The sequence below is a fragment of the Pseudomonas sp. REP124 genome (assembly GCF_020164475.1).
Classification (GTDB): Bacteria; Pseudomonadota; Gammaproteobacteria; order Pseudomonadales; family Pseudomonadaceae; genus Aquipseudomonas.
On sequence record NZ_JAIQWX010000036.1, the window covers coordinates 31,752 to 46,874 of the forward strand.

Below are 15,123 nucleotides of genomic sequence, written 5' to 3' on the forward strand. Positions count from 1 at the left end.
ATGCAGATTTCGGTAAATGAGTTCCTGACACCCCGTCACATTGATGTGCAGGTTGTCAGTCCAACCCGCGCCAAGATCACTCTCGAGCCTCTCGAGCGTGGTTTTGGCCACACCCTGGGCAACGCGCTGCGCCGCATCCTGTTGTCCTCAATGCCTGGCTGTGCAGTAGTCGAGGCCGAGATTGACGGTGTGCTCCACGAGTACAGCGCCATCGAAGGTGTACAGGAAGACGTAATTGAAATCCTGTTGAACCTTAAGGGTCTGGCTATCAAGCTGCACGGCCGTGACGAAGTTACGCTGACCTTGTCGAAGAAGGGTTCGGGGGTGGTTACCGCTGCCGATATTCAGCTGGATCATGATGTCGAGATCGTTAATCCCGATCACGTAATCGCTAACCTGGCGTCTAACGGCGCCCTGAACATGAAGCTCGTAGTAGCTCGTGGTCGTGGTTATGAGCCGGCAGACTCGCGTCAGAGCGATGAAGACGAAAGCCGCAGCATTGGTCGCTTGCAGCTCGACTCTTCGTTCAGCCCGGTTCGCCGTATCGCATACGTGGTGGAAAACGCCCGTGTCGAGCAGCGTACTAACCTGGACAAGCTGGTTATTGATCTGGAAACCAACGGTACTCTGGATCCTGAAGAGGCTATCCGCCGTGCTGCAACCATTCTGCAACAGCAGTTGGCTGCGTTCGTCGACCTCAAAGGTGACAGCGAACCAGTGGTAATCGAGCAGGAAGACGAGATCGATCCGATCCTGCTTCGCCCGGTTGACGATCTGGAACTGACTGTACGTTCGGCTAACTGCCTTAAGGCGGAAAACATCTACTACATCGGCGACCTGATTCAGCGTACCGAAGTAGAGCTGTTGAAGACTCCGAACCTGGGCAAGAAATCCTTGACTGAAATCAAGGACGTTCTGGCCTCCCGCGGTCTGTCCCTCGGCATGCGCCTCGACAACTGGCCGCCTGCAAGTCTTAAGAAGGACGACAAGGCGACTGCCTGATCGTCGTAATCACCGAACGTAGTGTTTGGTAAGGAATGAACCATGCGTCATCGTAAAAGTGGGCGTCACCTGAGCCGCACCAGCTCGCACCGCAAGGCCATGTTCCAGAACATGGCGGTGTCGCTGTTCGAGCACGAGCTGATCAAAACTACTCTGCCAAAAGCCAAAGAACTGCGCCGCGTTGCCGAGCCGCTGATCACTCTGGCCAAGACAGACAGCGTTGCCAACCGTCGTCTGGCTTTCGACCGTACTCGTTCGAAAGCTATCGTAGGCAAGCTCTTCAACGACCTGGGCAAGCGTTACGCTACCCGTGAGGGTGGCTACCTGCGCATCCTCAAGTGCGGTTTCCGCGCTGGCGACAACGCTCCTATGGCGTACGTCGAGTTGGTTGATCGTGCTACCGGCGGCGAAGCTGTTTCCGCTGAGTAAGACGTCAGTCTGAAACAAAGAACCGGGCCCAGTGCCCGGTTTTTTGTGCGCGCTTGAAAAGTGGATTGACGTTCTCTTGGTATTGGTAATCTCTATCGATTGAGATGAGTTAATGAATTAGATGGTGTCATGTTCATCGTCAATACTTCCTTTCAGCCGATTAGCCGGCAGTTCAAGACCGATAAAGGAAGAGATCGCATGAGCCAAAACAAGATACTTACCACTGCCAGTGGCGCTCCTGTCGCTGATAATCAGAATTCCCGCTCCGCCGGCCCACGTGGGCCGCTGCTGCTCGACGACTTCCACCTGATCGAGAAGTTGGCGCACTTCAACCGTGAAAACATTCCAGAGCGCCGCGTGCATGCCAAAGGCTCAGGGGCATATGGCACCTTCACCGTTACTCGTGATATCACCGAGTACACCAGCGCCAAGCTGTTCGCGGCTGTCGGCAAACAAACTCCCACCTTCCTGCGATTCTCCACTGTGGGTGGTGAACGTGGTTCGGCTGACACTGAGCGCGACCCACGGGGTTTTGCGCTGAAGTTCTACACCGAAGAAGGCAACTGGGACATTGTGGGTAACAACACGCCAGTGTTCTTCATCCGTGATCCTTTGAAATTCCCGGACTTTATCCACACCCAAAAACGTCTGCCGCAAAGCAACCTGAAAAGTGCGCAAGCGATGTGGGATTTCTGGTCGCACTCCCCTGAGGCACTGCACCAGGTTACGATCCTGTTCTCGGACCGCGGCATCCCCGACGGCTATCGCCACATGCACGGCTTCGGTAGCCACACCTACAGCCTGATCAGCGCCAAGGGCGAACGGCACTGGGTGAAATGGCACTACAAAACCAAGCAGGGCATCAAGAACCTGGCGCCAGCAGAGGCCGCGCGCCTGGCAGGTACCGACCCGGATTACGCCCAGCGCGACCTGTTCGAAGCCATCGAGCGCGGTGATTTCCCGAAATGGAGCGTGTGCATCCAAATCATGACCGAGGCCCAGGCCGCTGCGCATTACGAAAACCCGTTCGACGTGACCAAAACCTGGTCGCAGAGAGAGTTTCCGCTGATCGAGGTCGGTGAGCTGGAATTGAACCGCAACCCGCTCAACTATTTCGCGGAAGTAGAACAGGCTGCCTTTGGCCCAAGCAACATGGTGCCAGGTGTAGGCCTCTCTCCGGATCGCATGCTGCAAGGTCGCGTCTTCGCCTATGCCGACGCGCACCGCTACCGTGTGGGCACCAATTACCAGCAACTGCCGGTGAACGCACCTCGTAGCACGGTCAACAGCTACCAGCGCGATGGTTCGATGGCGTTCGGCACCAATGGTGGCGCGGCGCCGAATTACGAGCCCAACAGCTACGTCGACTCGCCAAAGCAAACTCCGCACTACGCCGAGCCGCAGTTGGCTCTGAGTGGCGCTGCCGATCGCTACGATCATCGCGAAGACACGGACTACTACAGCCACGCAGGCGCGCTGTTCCGCCTGATGAGCGATGAACAGAAGACGCTGCTGGTTAGCAACATCGCTGGTGCGATGGCAGGTGTATCGAGCGATGTCGTCGATCGCCAGTTGCAGCATTTCTTCAGGGCTGATCCGGCGTATGGAGAAGCAATCGCAAAGCTGCTCAATGTACAGATTAACGAAGTCTAAATGAGAAGCAGAACCGCCCTTATTTGGGCGGTTTTTGCGTTATTTAGGCTGCTTTTCTAAGAATATCTTCGCTTTTATTGCGTTTGGTCCGTGACGATGGAGTCGTGTTGGTTCAAACTACAGACTTTCAAGCAGGGAGATGTAGGGCGATGAAAGGCCACCCAGACGTTATCGATTACCTCAACACGTTGCTGACCGGCGAATTGGCCGCGCGTGACCAATATTTCGTGCACTCGCGGATGTATGAGGACTGGGGTTTCACCAAGCTCTACGAACGAATCAACCACGAGATGGAAGAAGAAGCCGGGCATGCCGATGCACTGATGCGCCGCATTCTGATGCTCGAAGGTACTCCACGCATGCGTCCTGATGATCTCGATGTCGGCACCACGGTACCGGAGATGCTGGAAGCGGACCTGCGCCTCGAGTACAAAGTACGCGCCGCTCTCTGCAAAGGCATCGAGCTCTGCGAGAAGCACCAGGATTACATCAGCCGCGAGATCCTCGAAGTTCAGCTCAACGACACAGAAGAAGATCACACCTATTGGCTGGAAAAGCAGCTGGGCCTGATCAAGCTGATCGGTATCCAGAACTACCTGCAGTCCCACGCCTGATTCACCCAGATACAAAAAAGCCCCGGCCACTGAGACAGTGACCGGGGCTTTTTCATGGGCCTTGATCAGGCCCGATCACGCTCCAGCAGCGGTTTGAGGTAGTAGCCGGTATGAGATTGTTTCATCTCGGCGACTTCCTCTGGTGTGCCAACGGCGATGATCTGGCCACCTTTGGAGCCGCCTTCCGGCCCCAGGTCCACCAGCCAGTCGGCTGTCTTGATCACGTCCAGGTTGTGCTCGATCACCACCACGGTATTGCCGTGATCGCGCAAGCGGTGCAATACGTCGAGCAGTTGCTGGATATCCGCGAAGTGCAGGCCGGTTGTCGGCTCGTCGAGGATGTACAGGGTCTTGCCGGTATCGCGCTTGGACAGTTCGCGGGAAAGCTTGACCCGCTGTGCCTCGCCACCGGACAGCGTGGTCGCCGATTGCCCCAGTTTGATGTAGGACAGGCCGACGTCCATCAACGTCTGTAGCTTGCGCGCCAGGGCCGGGACCGCGTCAAAGAACTCTCGGGCTTCCTCGATGGTCATCTCGAGGGTCTCGTGAATGCTCTTGCCCTTGTACTTGATCTCCAGGGTTTCGCGGTTGTAGCGCTTGCTCTTGCAGACGTCGCACGGTACGTAGATGTCCGGCAGGAAGTGCATCTCGACCTTGATCAGACCATCGCCCTGACAGGCTTCGCAGCGCCCACCCTTTACGTTGAACGAGAAGCGCCCCGGACCATAACCGCGGGAGCGGGACTCTGGCACGCCGGCGAACAGCTCGCGAATCGGCGTGAACAACCCGGTGTAAGTCGCCGGGTTGGAGCGCGGCGTGCGTCCAATCGGGCTCTGGTCGATATCGACCACCTTATCCAGATGCTCCAGCCCCTTGATGCTGTCGTGCGGAGCCGCTTCGAGTGTCGTCGCACCGTTCAGCGCCGTGGCGCTGAGAGGGAAAAGCGTATTGTTGATCAGCGTGGATTTGCCCGAGCCGGACACACCCGTCACGCAAGTCAGCAAGCCGATCGGAATATCCAGATCGACATTGCGCAAGTTGTTGCCACGGGCGCCTTTCAGCGACAGCGACAGCTTCTTGTTGCGAGGTGTGCGCTTGGCCGGTACTTCGATCTTCACCCGACCCGACAGGTACTTGCCGGTCAGCGAATCCGGATGCGACATCACCTCGTCCGGCGTACCCTCGGCAACGATGGCGCCGCCATGGACCCCGGCCCCCGGGCCGATATCCACCACGTAGTCGGCCAGGCGAATGGCGTCCTCGTCGTGTTCGACCACGATCACCGTGTTACCGATGTCGCGCAGGTGCTTCAGAGTGCCCAGCAGGCGGTCGTTATCGCGCTGGTGCAGGCCAATCGAAGGTTCGTCGAGAATGTACAGCACGCCGACCAGCCCCGCACCGATCTGGCTGGCCAGACGGATACGTTGTGCTTCACCGCCCGACAGCGTGTCCGCGCTGCGGTCCAGCGACAGATAGTCGAGGCCGACGTTGACCAGGAACTGCAGGCGCTCACGGATTTCCTTGAGGATCTTGTCGGCAATCTCGCCGCGACGACCGGTCAGCGACAGCCCGCCGAAATACTCGCAGGCATCGCCGATTGGCAGGTTGGTCACTGCCGGCAGGTTTTTCTCGCCCACCCACACATGCCGCGCCTCACGCCGCAGGCGGGTGCCACGGCAGTCCGGGCAGGATTGGGTGCTGAGGAACTTGGCCAGTTCTTCGCGCACCGAAGCCGATTCGGTTTCGCGATAGCGACGCTCCAGGTTCGGCACGATGCCTTCGAACGGGTGCGAGCGTTTGACGATGTCGCCGCGATCATTCAGGTATTTGAAGTCGACGTTCTGTGAGCCGGTGCCGTGCAGGATCTGCTTTTGCTTGTCGGCCGGCAGCTCGTTGAACGGCACTTCCAGGCTGAACTTGAAGTGGCTGGCCAATGAGCCAAGCATCTGGAAGTAATAGACGTTGCGCCGGTCCCAGCCGCGAATCGCCCCTTCTGCCAGGGTGAGCTCGCCGTTGACCAGTCGCTTGATGTCGAAGAACTGCTTGACCCCCAGGCCATCGCAGGTCGGGCAGGCGCCGGCCGGGTTGTTGAAGGAAAACAGTTTGGGTTCGAGTTCGCTGATGGCATGGCCGCAGATCGGGCAGGCGAAGCGTGCGGAGAAGATCATCTCTTCGCCCGGTTCGTCGTCCATCGGCGCCACCAGCGCAATGCCGTCCGCCAGCTTGAGCGCAGTTTCGAAGGATTCGGCCAGACGTTGTTGCAGATCGGCGCGGACCTTGAAACGGTCGACCACCACGTCAATGGTGTGTTTCTTCTGTTTGTCGAGCTTTGGCGCTTCGTCCAGCTCATAGAGCTTGCCGTTGATCCGGGCACGAACGAAACCCTGGGCTCGCAGCTCTTCGAAGACCGAGAGGTGCTCGCCTTTGCGCTCGCGGATGACCGGTGCCAGCAGCATGAGTTTGCTGCCCTCCGGCTGCGCGAGGACCAGGTCGACCATCTGGCTGACGGTCTGCGCTTCCAGCGGGATGTCGTGATCCGGGCAGCGCGGGATGCCGACGCGGGCATACAGCAAGCGCAGGTAGTCGTAGATCTCGGTGATGGTGCCGACGGTCGAGCGCGGGTTGTGCGAGGTCGACTTCTGTTCGATGGAGATCGCCGGCGACAGGCCTTCGATGGTGTCGACGTCGGGCTTTTCCATCATCGACAGGAATTGTCGGGCGTAGGCTGACAGCGATTCGACGTAGCGGCGCTGGCCTTCGGCGTACAGTGTGTCGAAGGCCAGCGACGACTTGCCGGAGCCGGACAGGCCGGTGATGACGATCAGCTTGTCCCGCGGCAGGGTCAGGTCGATGTTCTTCAGGTTGTGGGTTCGAGCCCCACGGATCAGGATCTTGTCCAAAGTGGCCTCGCTTGGCGGGCGTCGAAAACGTAGGAGTATACGGCCAAATACTGGATGGATGCACACTATCGAATGATGTCATTGCAGGCTTACATGAAAGGTCTTTCATCTACACGCGGCAAAGCGTCGCGATATACCCAGTCAATCGATCGGACTGGTAGAATCGCCGCCGGTTCACACGAGGTTTTTCCATGCACGATCCCCACAGCGAACGCATGAGTGGCAGCGAGACCCGCGCGGCGAGCGGTCTGGCCCTGGTGTTCGCCTTCCGCATGCTGGGCATGTTCATGGTGTTGCCGGTACTGGCGACCTATGGCATGGACCTCGCCGGAGCGACCCCGGCCCTGATCGGGCTGGCGATTGGCGCTTATGGCCTGACCCAGGCAATTTTCCAGATTCCTTTCGGCATCATTTCCGACCGTATCGGCCGTCGCCCGGTGATTTACCTTGGGTTGGTGGTATTCGCCCTTGGCAGCGTATTGGCGGCCAACGCCGATTCGATCTGGGGCGTGATCGCCGGTCGTATCCTGCAGGGCGCTGGAGCGATTTCCGCGGCGGTCATGGCGCTGCTGTCCGATCTGACTCGCGAACAGCATCGCACCAAGGCCATGGCCATGATCGGCATGACCATCGGCCTGTCGTTCGCCGTGGCGATGGTGGTCGGTCCCTTGCTGACCCGGGCTTTCGGCCTTTCCGGATTGTTCCTGGCCACCGGTGGCATGGCGCTGGTGGGTATCGTGATCGTGATGTTCATGGTGCCGCGCTCCACCGGTCCATTGCAGCACCGCGAGTCCGGCGTCGCGCGCCAGGCCTTGATGCCGACACTCAAGCACCCGGACCTGTTGCGCCTGGATTTGGGTATCTTCGTGTTGCACGCGATGTTGATGTCGAGCTTCGTGGCCTTGCCGCTTGCGCTGGTCGAGAAGGCCGGGCTGCCCAAGGAACAGCACTGGTGGGTGTACCTCACGGCGCTGCTGATCTCGTTCTTCGCCATGATCCCGTTCATTATCTACGGCGAAAAACGACGCAAAATGAAACGAGTTCTGCTCGGTGCCGTCGTGACGCTGATGCTCACTGAGCTATTCTTCTGGCAGTTCGGCGACAGCCTGCGGGCTCTGGTGGTGGGTACGGTGGTGTTCTTCACCGCGTTCAACCTGCTGGAGGCTTCGCTGCCGTCGCTGATCAGCAAGGTTTCACCGGCTGGCGGCAAGGGCACGGCGATGGGGGTTTATTCCACCAGTCAATTCCTCGGTTCGGCATTGGGCGGAATTCTCGGCGGCTGGATGTTCCAGCACGGCGGTTTGTCGGTTGTGTTCCTGGGATGTGCGGCTCTGGCTGCACTCTGGCTGGCCTTTGCTGTTACCATGCGTGAACCTCCCTACGTGACAAGCCTGCGCTTGCCGTTGTCGCCCGAGGCGATCCGCGAAGCGGGTCTGGTCGAGCGCCTGAAGGCCGTCGTAGGGGTAACAGATGCAGTGATAGTCGCTGATGAGGCGGCCATTTACATCAAATTGGACACCGAACTATTGGATCGCAGCACCCTGGAAGACCTGGTGAACAACCCGGCCGGGGCAGCGTGCGTAGCCTAGGAGAACGTAATGGCCCGTGGGGTTAACAAAGTCATATTGGTCGGCACTTGCGGCCAGGATCCTGAAGTTCGCTACCTGCCGAACGGTAACGCCGTGACCAACCTGAGTCTGGCGACCAGTGAACAGTGGACCGACAAGCAAACCGGTCAGAAAGTCGAAAAGACCGAATGGCACCGTGTATCGATGTTCGGCAAAGTGGCGGAAATTGCCGGCGAATACCTGCGTAAAGGTTCGCAAGTCTACATCGAAGGCAAGTTGCAGACCCGCGAGTGGGAAAAAGACGGCATCAAGCGTTACACCACTGAAATCGTGGTCGACATGCAAGGCACCATGCAGCTGCTGGGCGGTCGTCCACAGCAGGGTGACCAACAAGGCGGTGGTAACAACTACCAGCAGTCCGCGCCACGCCAGCAGGCTCCACGCCCTCAGCAGTCGGCACCGCAGCAGCGTCCAGCGCCACAACAGGCCGCTCCGCAGCCAGCTCCGGATTTCGACAGCTTTGATGACGATATCCCGTTCTAAGCAAAACGCTTGGAACAAAAAAAGCCCGGCATTCCCAAAGGATCCCGGGCTTTTTGTTACCCGCGATTTTTCAGTCGAGTATCAGGTGCGGCAGGAACCGGCTCGAGTCCTTGGTGATCAGGCTGTTGTCTTCCCGGACACCGATGCCCGCCGCCTGATCGCCGATCACCCAGGAGCCGATCAGCGTATAGCTGTCGTCGAATTTCGGCAGCGGGGCGAATTCCTGCAGGATGAACGGTGCGTCCGTGTAAGGCCCATCCTGCTTCACGATCAGGCCCTCCGTGGTTTGCAGCTCGATGTTGGCGCCTTCCCGCGAGAAGTACGGTTTGCGAACCCAGCCCTTGGGCACCGCTTTGCCTGGCTCGGTATCCAGATGGGCGGCGAGCAGGTTCGGGTGACCTTTGTTGAATTCCCACAGCAGCGGCAGGATGCCCTTGTTGGACAGGATCGACTTCCAGGCCGGCTCGAAAAACTGCGTGTCACTCTCGGCAATCGCCGCGCCGAATGGTTCGTGGAAGATGAACTCCTAGGCATGCAGCTTGAACAGGTGAGGGATCCAGCGATCTTCAAGATCGACGAAACGGCCTTCACTGGTCAGCCCGATATCTTCTATATCGATGTGCCGTGATTCGATGCCGACCTTTTCGGCGATCAGGCGCAGATAGTCAGTGGTGCCCCTGTCCTCCACCGAGTCTTTCATCGAGGCAAAGTAGAACGGTTGCTTGAGCTGAAGCTGGGCGAAGGCCTGATGCAGTTTGGTGTCGATGCTGTTGAACTGGTCGGAACCCTTGGGCAGCAATCCGCGCTCGATGCACTGCTCCAGCCAGCCCCATTGAAAGGCGGCGGCTTCGTACAGACTGGTGGGGGTGTCGTAGTTCAGCTCCAGCAACTTGGCAGGGCCGTTGCCGTTGTAGGAGAAATCCATGCGCCCGTACAGGTGCGGATGGCCTTCGAGCCACGACGTGCGGATCAGGTCGTGGAAGGGCGCAGGAATGCTCAGGCGCTCCAGCAGCTCTTCGCTCTTGACCACCCGGGCCACCAGATCCATGCACATTTCGTGGATCTCGGTGGTCGGGTCTTCCAGATCGTTTTCGATCTGTTTGAGCGTGAACTGGTAGTACGCGCTTTCGTCCCAGTAGGGTTCGTCGTCGATGGTATGGAACAGAAAGCCGAGGCTCTCGGCCGTCTGTTTCCAGTCATGCCGCTCTGCGCAGTGGATTTTCTTCATGGCCTTGCGTCCTCAGCTGCTCGATCCGCCGCCCCAGCCGCTGCGGGCACTGGCCTTGCTGCCGAAGCCGCCACGGGAGGTGGAAGAAGCCACGGAAATCGGTTTCTTGGCCGGGCGCGTAGAGGTGGTGCTGTAGCCGCTGCCGTATTTCGCCTGGTTGGAGCGGTAGAACGTTGAGCCCTTGGCGATCCGCTGACTGAGCGTGGAAGAACCGTAGCTGCCACGATCATCGCGATAGCGATAGACCGGCTCGGAGTAGTAGCTGTTACGGTTGTTGCTCAGCATGTTGCCGATCAGCAGGCCGGTCAGCAGGCTACTGGTGGAAAAGCCCGAACCGCCGCCACTGTTGCTGGTTTCTGAGGCAGGCAATTGGGCCCGCGCGGCGTCCACCTGGGATTGCGTGACCTGGCCATCAGCCGTCAGTTCGAAGCCGCCCAGCCGGGGGATGAACTTGCCGGCCGAGTCCTGCTGGCACCAGTCGGCGACGAAGTCGGCATCGCAATCGGCCTGGTTGTCGTACACCGGGGCCATGCGGCGATGCTCGGCCAGGGCGGTCATGTAGGCGTCGGAGCAGACATCCACCGGCAACTTTTCATCGGCGCACTGCTGAACGGACTGGAAGTTGTACTTCTTCTGCACAGCGTAGGTTTTTTCCGTTGGCCCGCAGCCCGATATCGCCATGGCGACCGACGCGGCCAGCGGAAGCTGTACGTACTTGCTTCGTTTCATTCGGCGCTCCCTGCCGTCAGTTCTGGGATGGGGTCATGCACGCGGCGTTCAACATGCCGACGCTGATGGCCACTGCCGCCACATAGATACCCGCAGCAATTTCACCTTTTTGAATGCGCTCGGACACGCCCTTGAGCACCAGGCTGGTCATCAGGAACGCCAGCAACTGGACGAACGCGGCGATCACGGCCCAGACAACGAAATCCAGAATGCTGATGGAGTAAGCGATGACATTGCTGGCCGGAATGGCGAAACCGATGATCGCGCCACCCAGGGCAATCGCGGCGGCCACGTTGCCCGAGCGGATCAGTTCGAATTCCTTGTGGGGCGTGATTCGGGTGTAGATCAGCTGGAACAATGCGAATAACGCCGCAGCGCCGCCAAGGTACAAGACGAACCCGAGCACGGCGGCTTTGTTCAGGGAGATGGAGAGTGCTTCCAGCATGGATAACTTCCTGTTTAAAAAATAGTCAGATCGGTGGTGTACAGCGAGATGCCCCGGGACGTGCTCAGGCTGATGGTGCCCTCTGCGTCTTCCTCGACGGAAAACAGCAGGAACTCCCGGCGATTGGTCAGGCCGGTGTCGCGGGCGTAGAGCATCGAATGGTGTCCGATGCTGTAAGTCTCCTCGGGATTGCTCAGGTTTTCGCTCAGCGACACCAGTTCCGTCTGGCCGGCCTCGCTGCCCCATTCACGGGTGAAAACCACGCCGTCGTGGGTGTAGGTCGGCAGGCCGATCAGGCTGTCGGGACCTGCCAGCCGGCGCAGTTCCGCTTCAGTGTTGATGGTGACGTAATCCAGGTAATTGAACAGGATCACCGACTCGACTTGTCCGGCGATTTCGCCGCTGGTGTGCACTTGCAGCCAGTGATCTTCGTCGTTGAGGTAGTAGCGCGACAGCCAGGTCGATTGACCGAGGTCGATGGTGCCGGCGCTCCAGATCTGCTGGGACTCGGGGATCGCCACGGTGGTTTTTCCGTCAAGCAGCAGTTTCAGGGTCGAGTCGAACATCACGCCCTTGCCGAACGCCAGGCCCAGCGGCCCGGCGAGCGCCTCATTGGACGGCACGCTGTCGTTGGCAATCCACTTCGAGTCCGAGTTTGGAGCTTCGAGCCCCATGAACTTTTTAAACCATCCCATCGAAGACCTCGAATCGACAAAATGAAAGAAGGGCAATCAATGCCCTTCTTGCTCTGCGGTTGCCGCCTGGATCACTCGGCGGACTGTTTTTTCAGGCGCTCGAGAATGGCGTTGGCGCTGCCTGCGTCCGGGGTGATGCCGGCCTCGCGCAGTTTGCGATCCAGATCGTTGCCGGATGAAGCCTCTGCCAGTTCGTCCTGGGCGTTCAGCTCAGCCGCGCGCTGCTGTTGCTTGGCTTGCAGGCGATTGAGAGTGCCGACCGCGGTTTCCAGCTTGCCGTTGGCGCCACCGCTGGCAATCGAAGCGCTGACCTGGGCCTTCTGCACGCTTTCGCGGGCCTTGGCCATGTCCACTTGCTGGCGCAGGCTCTTGATCCGCGCTTCGGCCTTGTTGATGTCCTTGCGCATGTTGTCGGCGTAGGTGCCGAACTCGGTGGCCTGCTTCTGTTCGACATCCAGATCGTTGGTCAGGGTCGAAATGGCTTCGGCCACTTCCAGCGCCAGGTCTTCGCGATTGGCCTGGATCGCGGCGAGTGCCTTGGACTCCAAGTCCTTGATCTTGGCGTTGTACTCACCGACGCGATCGGCCGAGAGTTTGTGTTTGGCCATGATAGTCACCAGCTCGCGCCTGGCATTGGCCAGGGCGCTGTCGGCGTCGCGGATTTCCTGATCGAGGATGCGCAGGGCCTGCTGGTCGACGATGGCCTCGCCGACTTCGCTGGCGCCGCCGCGCAATGCGGTGAACAACTTGCTCCAGATGGACTGAGTCATTGGATTTTCCCTGTTTGCGAATGGCTTGGAAGAGGATTACTTGAAGAAGTGTTCGAAGGCTTCGCTGGCGCGATGCACGTTGTCCACCAGGGTTTTGATCTCGGTGACCACGTTGGTCAGGCTCGAGTCGGAGCTCAGCGCGCCGAACATGTTGTAGACGGTCTGCCCGTTCGGCATGGATTCGATACCGATCGAGGACAGCGGGAACAGCTCGCGGCTGCGCAACACGGCTTCGTTGAAGGCACGCACGTCGCTGATCGAGTCGATGTCGACCAGTACGGTGTCGACGATGATCTGCTCGCCGACCACCGCGATGTAAATCGGCAGGCCACCAAACTCGTTCATTTCCAGCTTGATGCTGGATTCGGAGCCTTGGACGAGGGAGAGGGTGATTTCCTGCGATACCACTTCGTCCAGGGCCTGAAGGGCGGTGAACAGGCGGTCGATGGTCCAGTTGTTACCTGCGCTCATGTAATTCTCCGACATGAATGAGCCAGCCAGAATCGGTTGGCGTAGCTGTTGCTCCATTTGCTTGAGCAGGCTTCGATTTTCCGGAAGCACCCAAGTTTCGTGTTTCACATAACCGGCGGCGGCCAGTCCAGCGCGCATCTGCTTCATGTAGAAGCTCGAGGGCTTTTTCGTGGACGGTTTCGAGCGCTCTTCCTTGCCGGCGGATGCCCGTGCTGAAGAGCTGCTTTTCATGGTGGCCACTCCCGTTATGAAAACTCACGCGCTGAAACACTACAGTCAATTCTGACAGCTCACAATGGCTCACGCGTGAGATTTTCAGACACACAAAAAAGGCCGGTAACCTGTGTGAGGCTACCGGCCTTGAGCGTTTGCGGGGTCGATCAGTTGGCGGACAGGAACTCCTCGGTCGATATCACTTTGGCATAGGCAAAACCGAGAGCCGACATGAATGCGGCATGCACATGCGCCGCTGGAACGGTCACGCCATTGAATTCCAGATCGCGGGAGGCACAGGCGTCGTGGATCACCGTGACGCTGTAGCCCAGGTCATCGGCGGCACGGGTGATGCCGTCGATGCACATGTGGCTCATGCTGCCGGCCACCACCAGTTCCTTGATGCCTTGCTCGTCGAGGATCGACTGCAATTCGGTTTCGCGGAACGAATTGACGAAGTGCTTGAGGACCACCGGTTCGTTGTTCTGGTTGAGGACTTTGGGGTGCAATTTTGCGCCTTCCGAGCCCGGGGTGAAGAACGGTGCGGCGTCGGAGGTGAATTCGTGGCGGATATGCACCACCGAATCACCGGCTTCACGGAAGGACTTGAGCAGGCGTACGGCGTTGTCCGCGGCGGCATCGGCGCCGGCCAGCGGCCACTTGCCTTGTGGGAAGTAGTCGTTCTGGATATCAACTACGATGAGTGCTTGCTTGGCCATGACTGTTTCCTCGAAGTGCGGTTTGGGTGTGGAATGTAGTATTGGCGCTGGCGCTCCGATCGGGGATTGGCCGCACCGACAATAGACGGGGGAAAACTGACAATGGATGCACAAAGGGCAATCGTCGAACTGGGCGTGTTGATCTATCCCGGCGCGCAGATGGCGGCGGTGCATGGGCTGACTGATCTGTTCGAGGTGGCCAACGGAGTCGCCGCAGAGCATCAAGCTGCGCATTTGCCGTTTCTGCGCGTCAGCCATTGGCGGGCAGATGGCGATAAGACGCCTACCCGCGTCTACGACAGTTATCCCCGCAACCAAGGTGGGTTGATGGCGGTATTGATCCCGCCATCAATCGCCGGTTTCACCGAAGGCCAGGCGCCGCAGTCTCTGCTGGATTGGCTGCGGCAGCAGCATGCCAATGGCGCGACCCTGGGCGGGGTGTGCGTCGGCTCGCTGCTGTTGGCCGAAAGCGGTCTGCTTGACGGTCGCAGCGCCACGACCCACTGGACCTCGGCCAAATCCTTCGCCGAACGTTACCCGGCGATCAAGCTCAAGGCCGATACGCCCATCGTCGATGACGGCGACCTGATCACCACCGCCGGGCTGATGGCCTGGTCCGAGCTGGGCCTGCGTTTGGTCGACCGCCTGTTGGGGCCGAGCATCGCCACCGGCACCGCGCGTTTTCTGGTGGTGGAACACAGCGACAGCGCCAGCGAGTGCGGCAGCAATTTCGCGCCGATCCTGAGCCATGGCGATGCTTCGATCCTCAAGGTGCAGCACTGGCTGCAGAGCACTGGTGCCACTGACGTGTCGCTTAGCGCGATGGCCGAGCGCGCGGGGCTGGAGGAACGCACTTTTTTGCGGCGCTTTCGTTCAGCGACCGGGCTCAAACCCACCGAATACTGCCAGCATCTGCGGGTGGGCAAGGCGCGGGAGATGCTCGAGTTCACCAATGGGACTATCGATCATATTGCCTGGACTGTCGGGTATCAGGACCCGGGCGCGTTTCGGTCGACCTTCAAGAAAATCACCGGGCTGGCGCCGAGTGATTATCGGACGCGGTTTGGGGTGACGCCGGGGGTTGCATCCCGTTAGCCGCCACACCACAAATCCCCTTGTGGGAGCGGGCTTGCTCGCGAAAGCG

14 protein-coding genes and 1 pseudogene are annotated in these 15,123 nt (G+C 59.3%); 7 read left to right on the plus strand and 8 right to left on the minus strand.

Features of this window, described 5'->3' with window-relative positions:
• From K9857_RS11785 to bfr, 4 genes are all read left to right on the plus strand, one after another.
• A complete protein-coding gene (locus K9857_RS11785) occupies positions 1–1,002 on the plus strand; it encodes a DNA-directed RNA polymerase subunit alpha (protein WP_007924176.1) in 1,002 nt (333 codons plus the stop codon).
• 42 nt (positions 1,003–1,044) lie between these two features.
• Positions 1,045–1,431, plus strand: coding sequence for a 50S ribosomal protein L17 (rplQ, locus tag K9857_RS11790; RefSeq protein ID WP_110965127.1), 387 nt, complete (start codon positions 1,045–1,047; stop codon positions 1,429–1,431).
• 198 nt (positions 1,432–1,629) lie between these two features.
• Positions 1,630–3,084 (plus strand): catalase, encoded by a 1,455-nt coding sequence (locus K9857_RS11795; RefSeq protein WP_224535908.1) that lies wholly within the window; start codon positions 1,630–1,632, stop codon positions 3,082–3,084.
• A gap of 149 nt (positions 3,085–3,233) precedes the next feature.
• Positions 3,234–3,698, plus strand: coding sequence for a bacterioferritin (bfr, locus tag K9857_RS11800; RefSeq protein ID WP_110965125.1), 465 nt, complete (start codon positions 3,234–3,236; stop codon positions 3,696–3,698).
• 65 nt (positions 3,699–3,763) lie between these two features.
• Here bfr and uvrA read toward each other — a convergent pair whose 3' ends face one another.
• A complete protein-coding gene (uvrA, locus tag K9857_RS11805) occupies positions 3,764–6,598 on the minus strand; it encodes an excinuclease ABC subunit UvrA (protein ID WP_224535892.1) in 2,835 nt (944 codons plus the stop codon).
• A gap of 191 nt (positions 6,599–6,789) precedes the next feature.
• On the opposite strand from uvrA, the gene K9857_RS11810 reads away from it, so the two are divergent.
• Both K9857_RS11810 and K9857_RS11815 read left to right on the plus strand, forming a co-directional pair.
• Complete coding sequence (locus tag K9857_RS11810) at positions 6,790–8,187, plus strand: MFS transporter (RefSeq protein WP_224535894.1); 1,398 nt, start codon at positions 6,790–6,792, stop codon at positions 8,185–8,187.
• A 9-nt stretch (positions 8,188–8,196) separates the two neighbouring features.
• Positions 8,197–8,709, plus strand: coding sequence for a single-stranded DNA-binding protein (locus K9857_RS11815; RefSeq protein ID WP_110965122.1), 513 nt, complete (start codon positions 8,197–8,199; stop codon positions 8,707–8,709).
• 70 nt (positions 8,710–8,779) lie between these two features.
• On the opposite strand, the pseudogene K9857_RS11820 reads toward K9857_RS11815, so the two are convergent.
• From K9857_RS11820 to K9857_RS11850, 7 genes and pseudogenes are all read right to left on the minus strand, one after another.
• Positions 8,780–9,937, minus strand: a pseudogene (locus K9857_RS11820) (glutathionylspermidine synthase family protein).
• Positions 9,938–9,949: 12 nt separating this feature from the next.
• Positions 9,950–10,666: a DUF1190 domain-containing protein gene (locus tag K9857_RS11825; protein ID WP_224535895.1), complete on the minus strand. Its 717-nt coding sequence runs from the start codon at positions 10,664–10,666 to the stop codon at positions 9,950–9,952.
• A 16-nt stretch (positions 10,667–10,682) separates the two neighbouring features.
• On the minus strand, positions 10,683–11,111 hold the full coding sequence (locus K9857_RS11830; RefSeq protein ID WP_224535897.1) for a DUF350 domain-containing protein: 429 nt from the start codon (positions 11,109–11,111) through the stop codon (positions 10,683–10,685).
• A gap of 14 nt (positions 11,112–11,125) precedes the next feature.
• Positions 11,126–11,806 (minus strand): DUF2491 family protein, encoded by a 681-nt coding sequence (locus K9857_RS11835; RefSeq protein ID WP_224535900.1) that lies wholly within the window; start codon positions 11,804–11,806, stop codon positions 11,126–11,128.
• Between the two features lie 71 nt (positions 11,807–11,877).
• Positions 11,878–12,576, minus strand: a complete 699-nt coding sequence (locus K9857_RS11840; protein ID WP_224535902.1) for a PspA/IM30 family protein — start codon at positions 12,574–12,576, stop codon at positions 11,878–11,880.
• 36 nt (positions 12,577–12,612) lie between these two features.
• A complete protein-coding gene (locus K9857_RS11845; protein WP_224535910.1) occupies positions 12,613–13,194 on the minus strand; it encodes a YjfI family protein in 582 nt (193 codons plus the stop codon).
• Positions 13,195–13,427: 233 nt separating this feature from the next.
• On the minus strand, positions 13,428–13,979 hold the full coding sequence (locus K9857_RS11850) for a cysteine hydrolase family protein (RefSeq protein WP_224535904.1): 552 nt from the start codon (positions 13,977–13,979) through the stop codon (positions 13,428–13,430).
• A gap of 102 nt (positions 13,980–14,081) precedes the next feature.
• Here K9857_RS11850 and K9857_RS11855 point away from each other — a divergent pair, with 102 nt between their 5' ends.
• Positions 14,082–15,074 (plus strand): GlxA family transcriptional regulator, encoded by a 993-nt coding sequence (locus K9857_RS11855; protein ID WP_224535906.1) that lies wholly within the window; start codon positions 14,082–14,084, stop codon positions 15,072–15,074.
• Positions 15,075–15,123 lie beyond the last annotated feature (49 nt).

Excerpts from the sequence above, each read along its gene's own strand:
- rplQ (WP_110965127.1), top strand. The coding sequence starts at position 1,045 with ATGCGTCATCGTAAAAGTGGGCGTCACCTGAGCCGCACCAGCTCGCAC.
- K9857_RS11835 (WP_224535900.1), bottom strand. The coding sequence starts at position 11,806 with ATGGGATGGTTTAAAAAGTTCATGGGGCTCGAAGCTCCAAACTCGGAC.
- K9857_RS11850 (WP_224535904.1), bottom strand. The coding sequence starts at position 13,979 with ATGGCCAAGCAAGCACTCATCGTAGTTGATATCCAGAACGACTACTTC.
- K9857_RS11785 (WP_007924176.1), top strand. The coding sequence starts at position 1 with ATGCAGATTTCGGTAAATGAGTTCCTGACACCCCGTCACATTGATGTG.
- K9857_RS11810 (WP_224535894.1), top strand. The coding sequence starts at position 6,790 with ATGCACGATCCCCACAGCGAACGCATGAGTGGCAGCGAGACCCGCGCG.
- K9857_RS11825 (WP_224535895.1), bottom strand. The coding sequence starts at position 10,666 with ATGAAACGAAGCAAGTACGTACAGCTTCCGCTGGCCGCGTCGGTCGCC.
- K9857_RS11840 (WP_224535902.1), bottom strand. The coding sequence starts at position 12,576 with ATGACTCAGTCCATCTGGAGCAAGTTGTTCACCGCATTGCGCGGCGGC.
- K9857_RS11815 (WP_110965122.1), top strand. The coding sequence starts at position 8,197 with ATGGCCCGTGGGGTTAACAAAGTCATATTGGTCGGCACTTGCGGCCAG.
- K9857_RS11830 (WP_224535897.1), bottom strand. The coding sequence starts at position 11,111 with ATGCTGGAAGCACTCTCCATCTCCCTGAACAAAGCCGCCGTGCTCGGG.
- K9857_RS11855 (WP_224535906.1), top strand. The coding sequence starts at position 14,082 with ATGGATGCACAAAGGGCAATCGTCGAACTGGGCGTGTTGATCTATCCC.
- K9857_RS11795 (WP_224535908.1), top strand. The coding sequence starts at position 1,630 with ATGAGCCAAAACAAGATACTTACCACTGCCAGTGGCGCTCCTGTCGCT.
- bfr (WP_110965125.1), top strand. The coding sequence starts at position 3,234 with ATGAAAGGCCACCCAGACGTTATCGATTACCTCAACACGTTGCTGACC.
- K9857_RS11845 (WP_224535910.1), bottom strand. The coding sequence starts at position 13,194 with ATGAAGCAGATGCGCGCTGGACTGGCCGCCGCCGGTTATGTGAAACAC.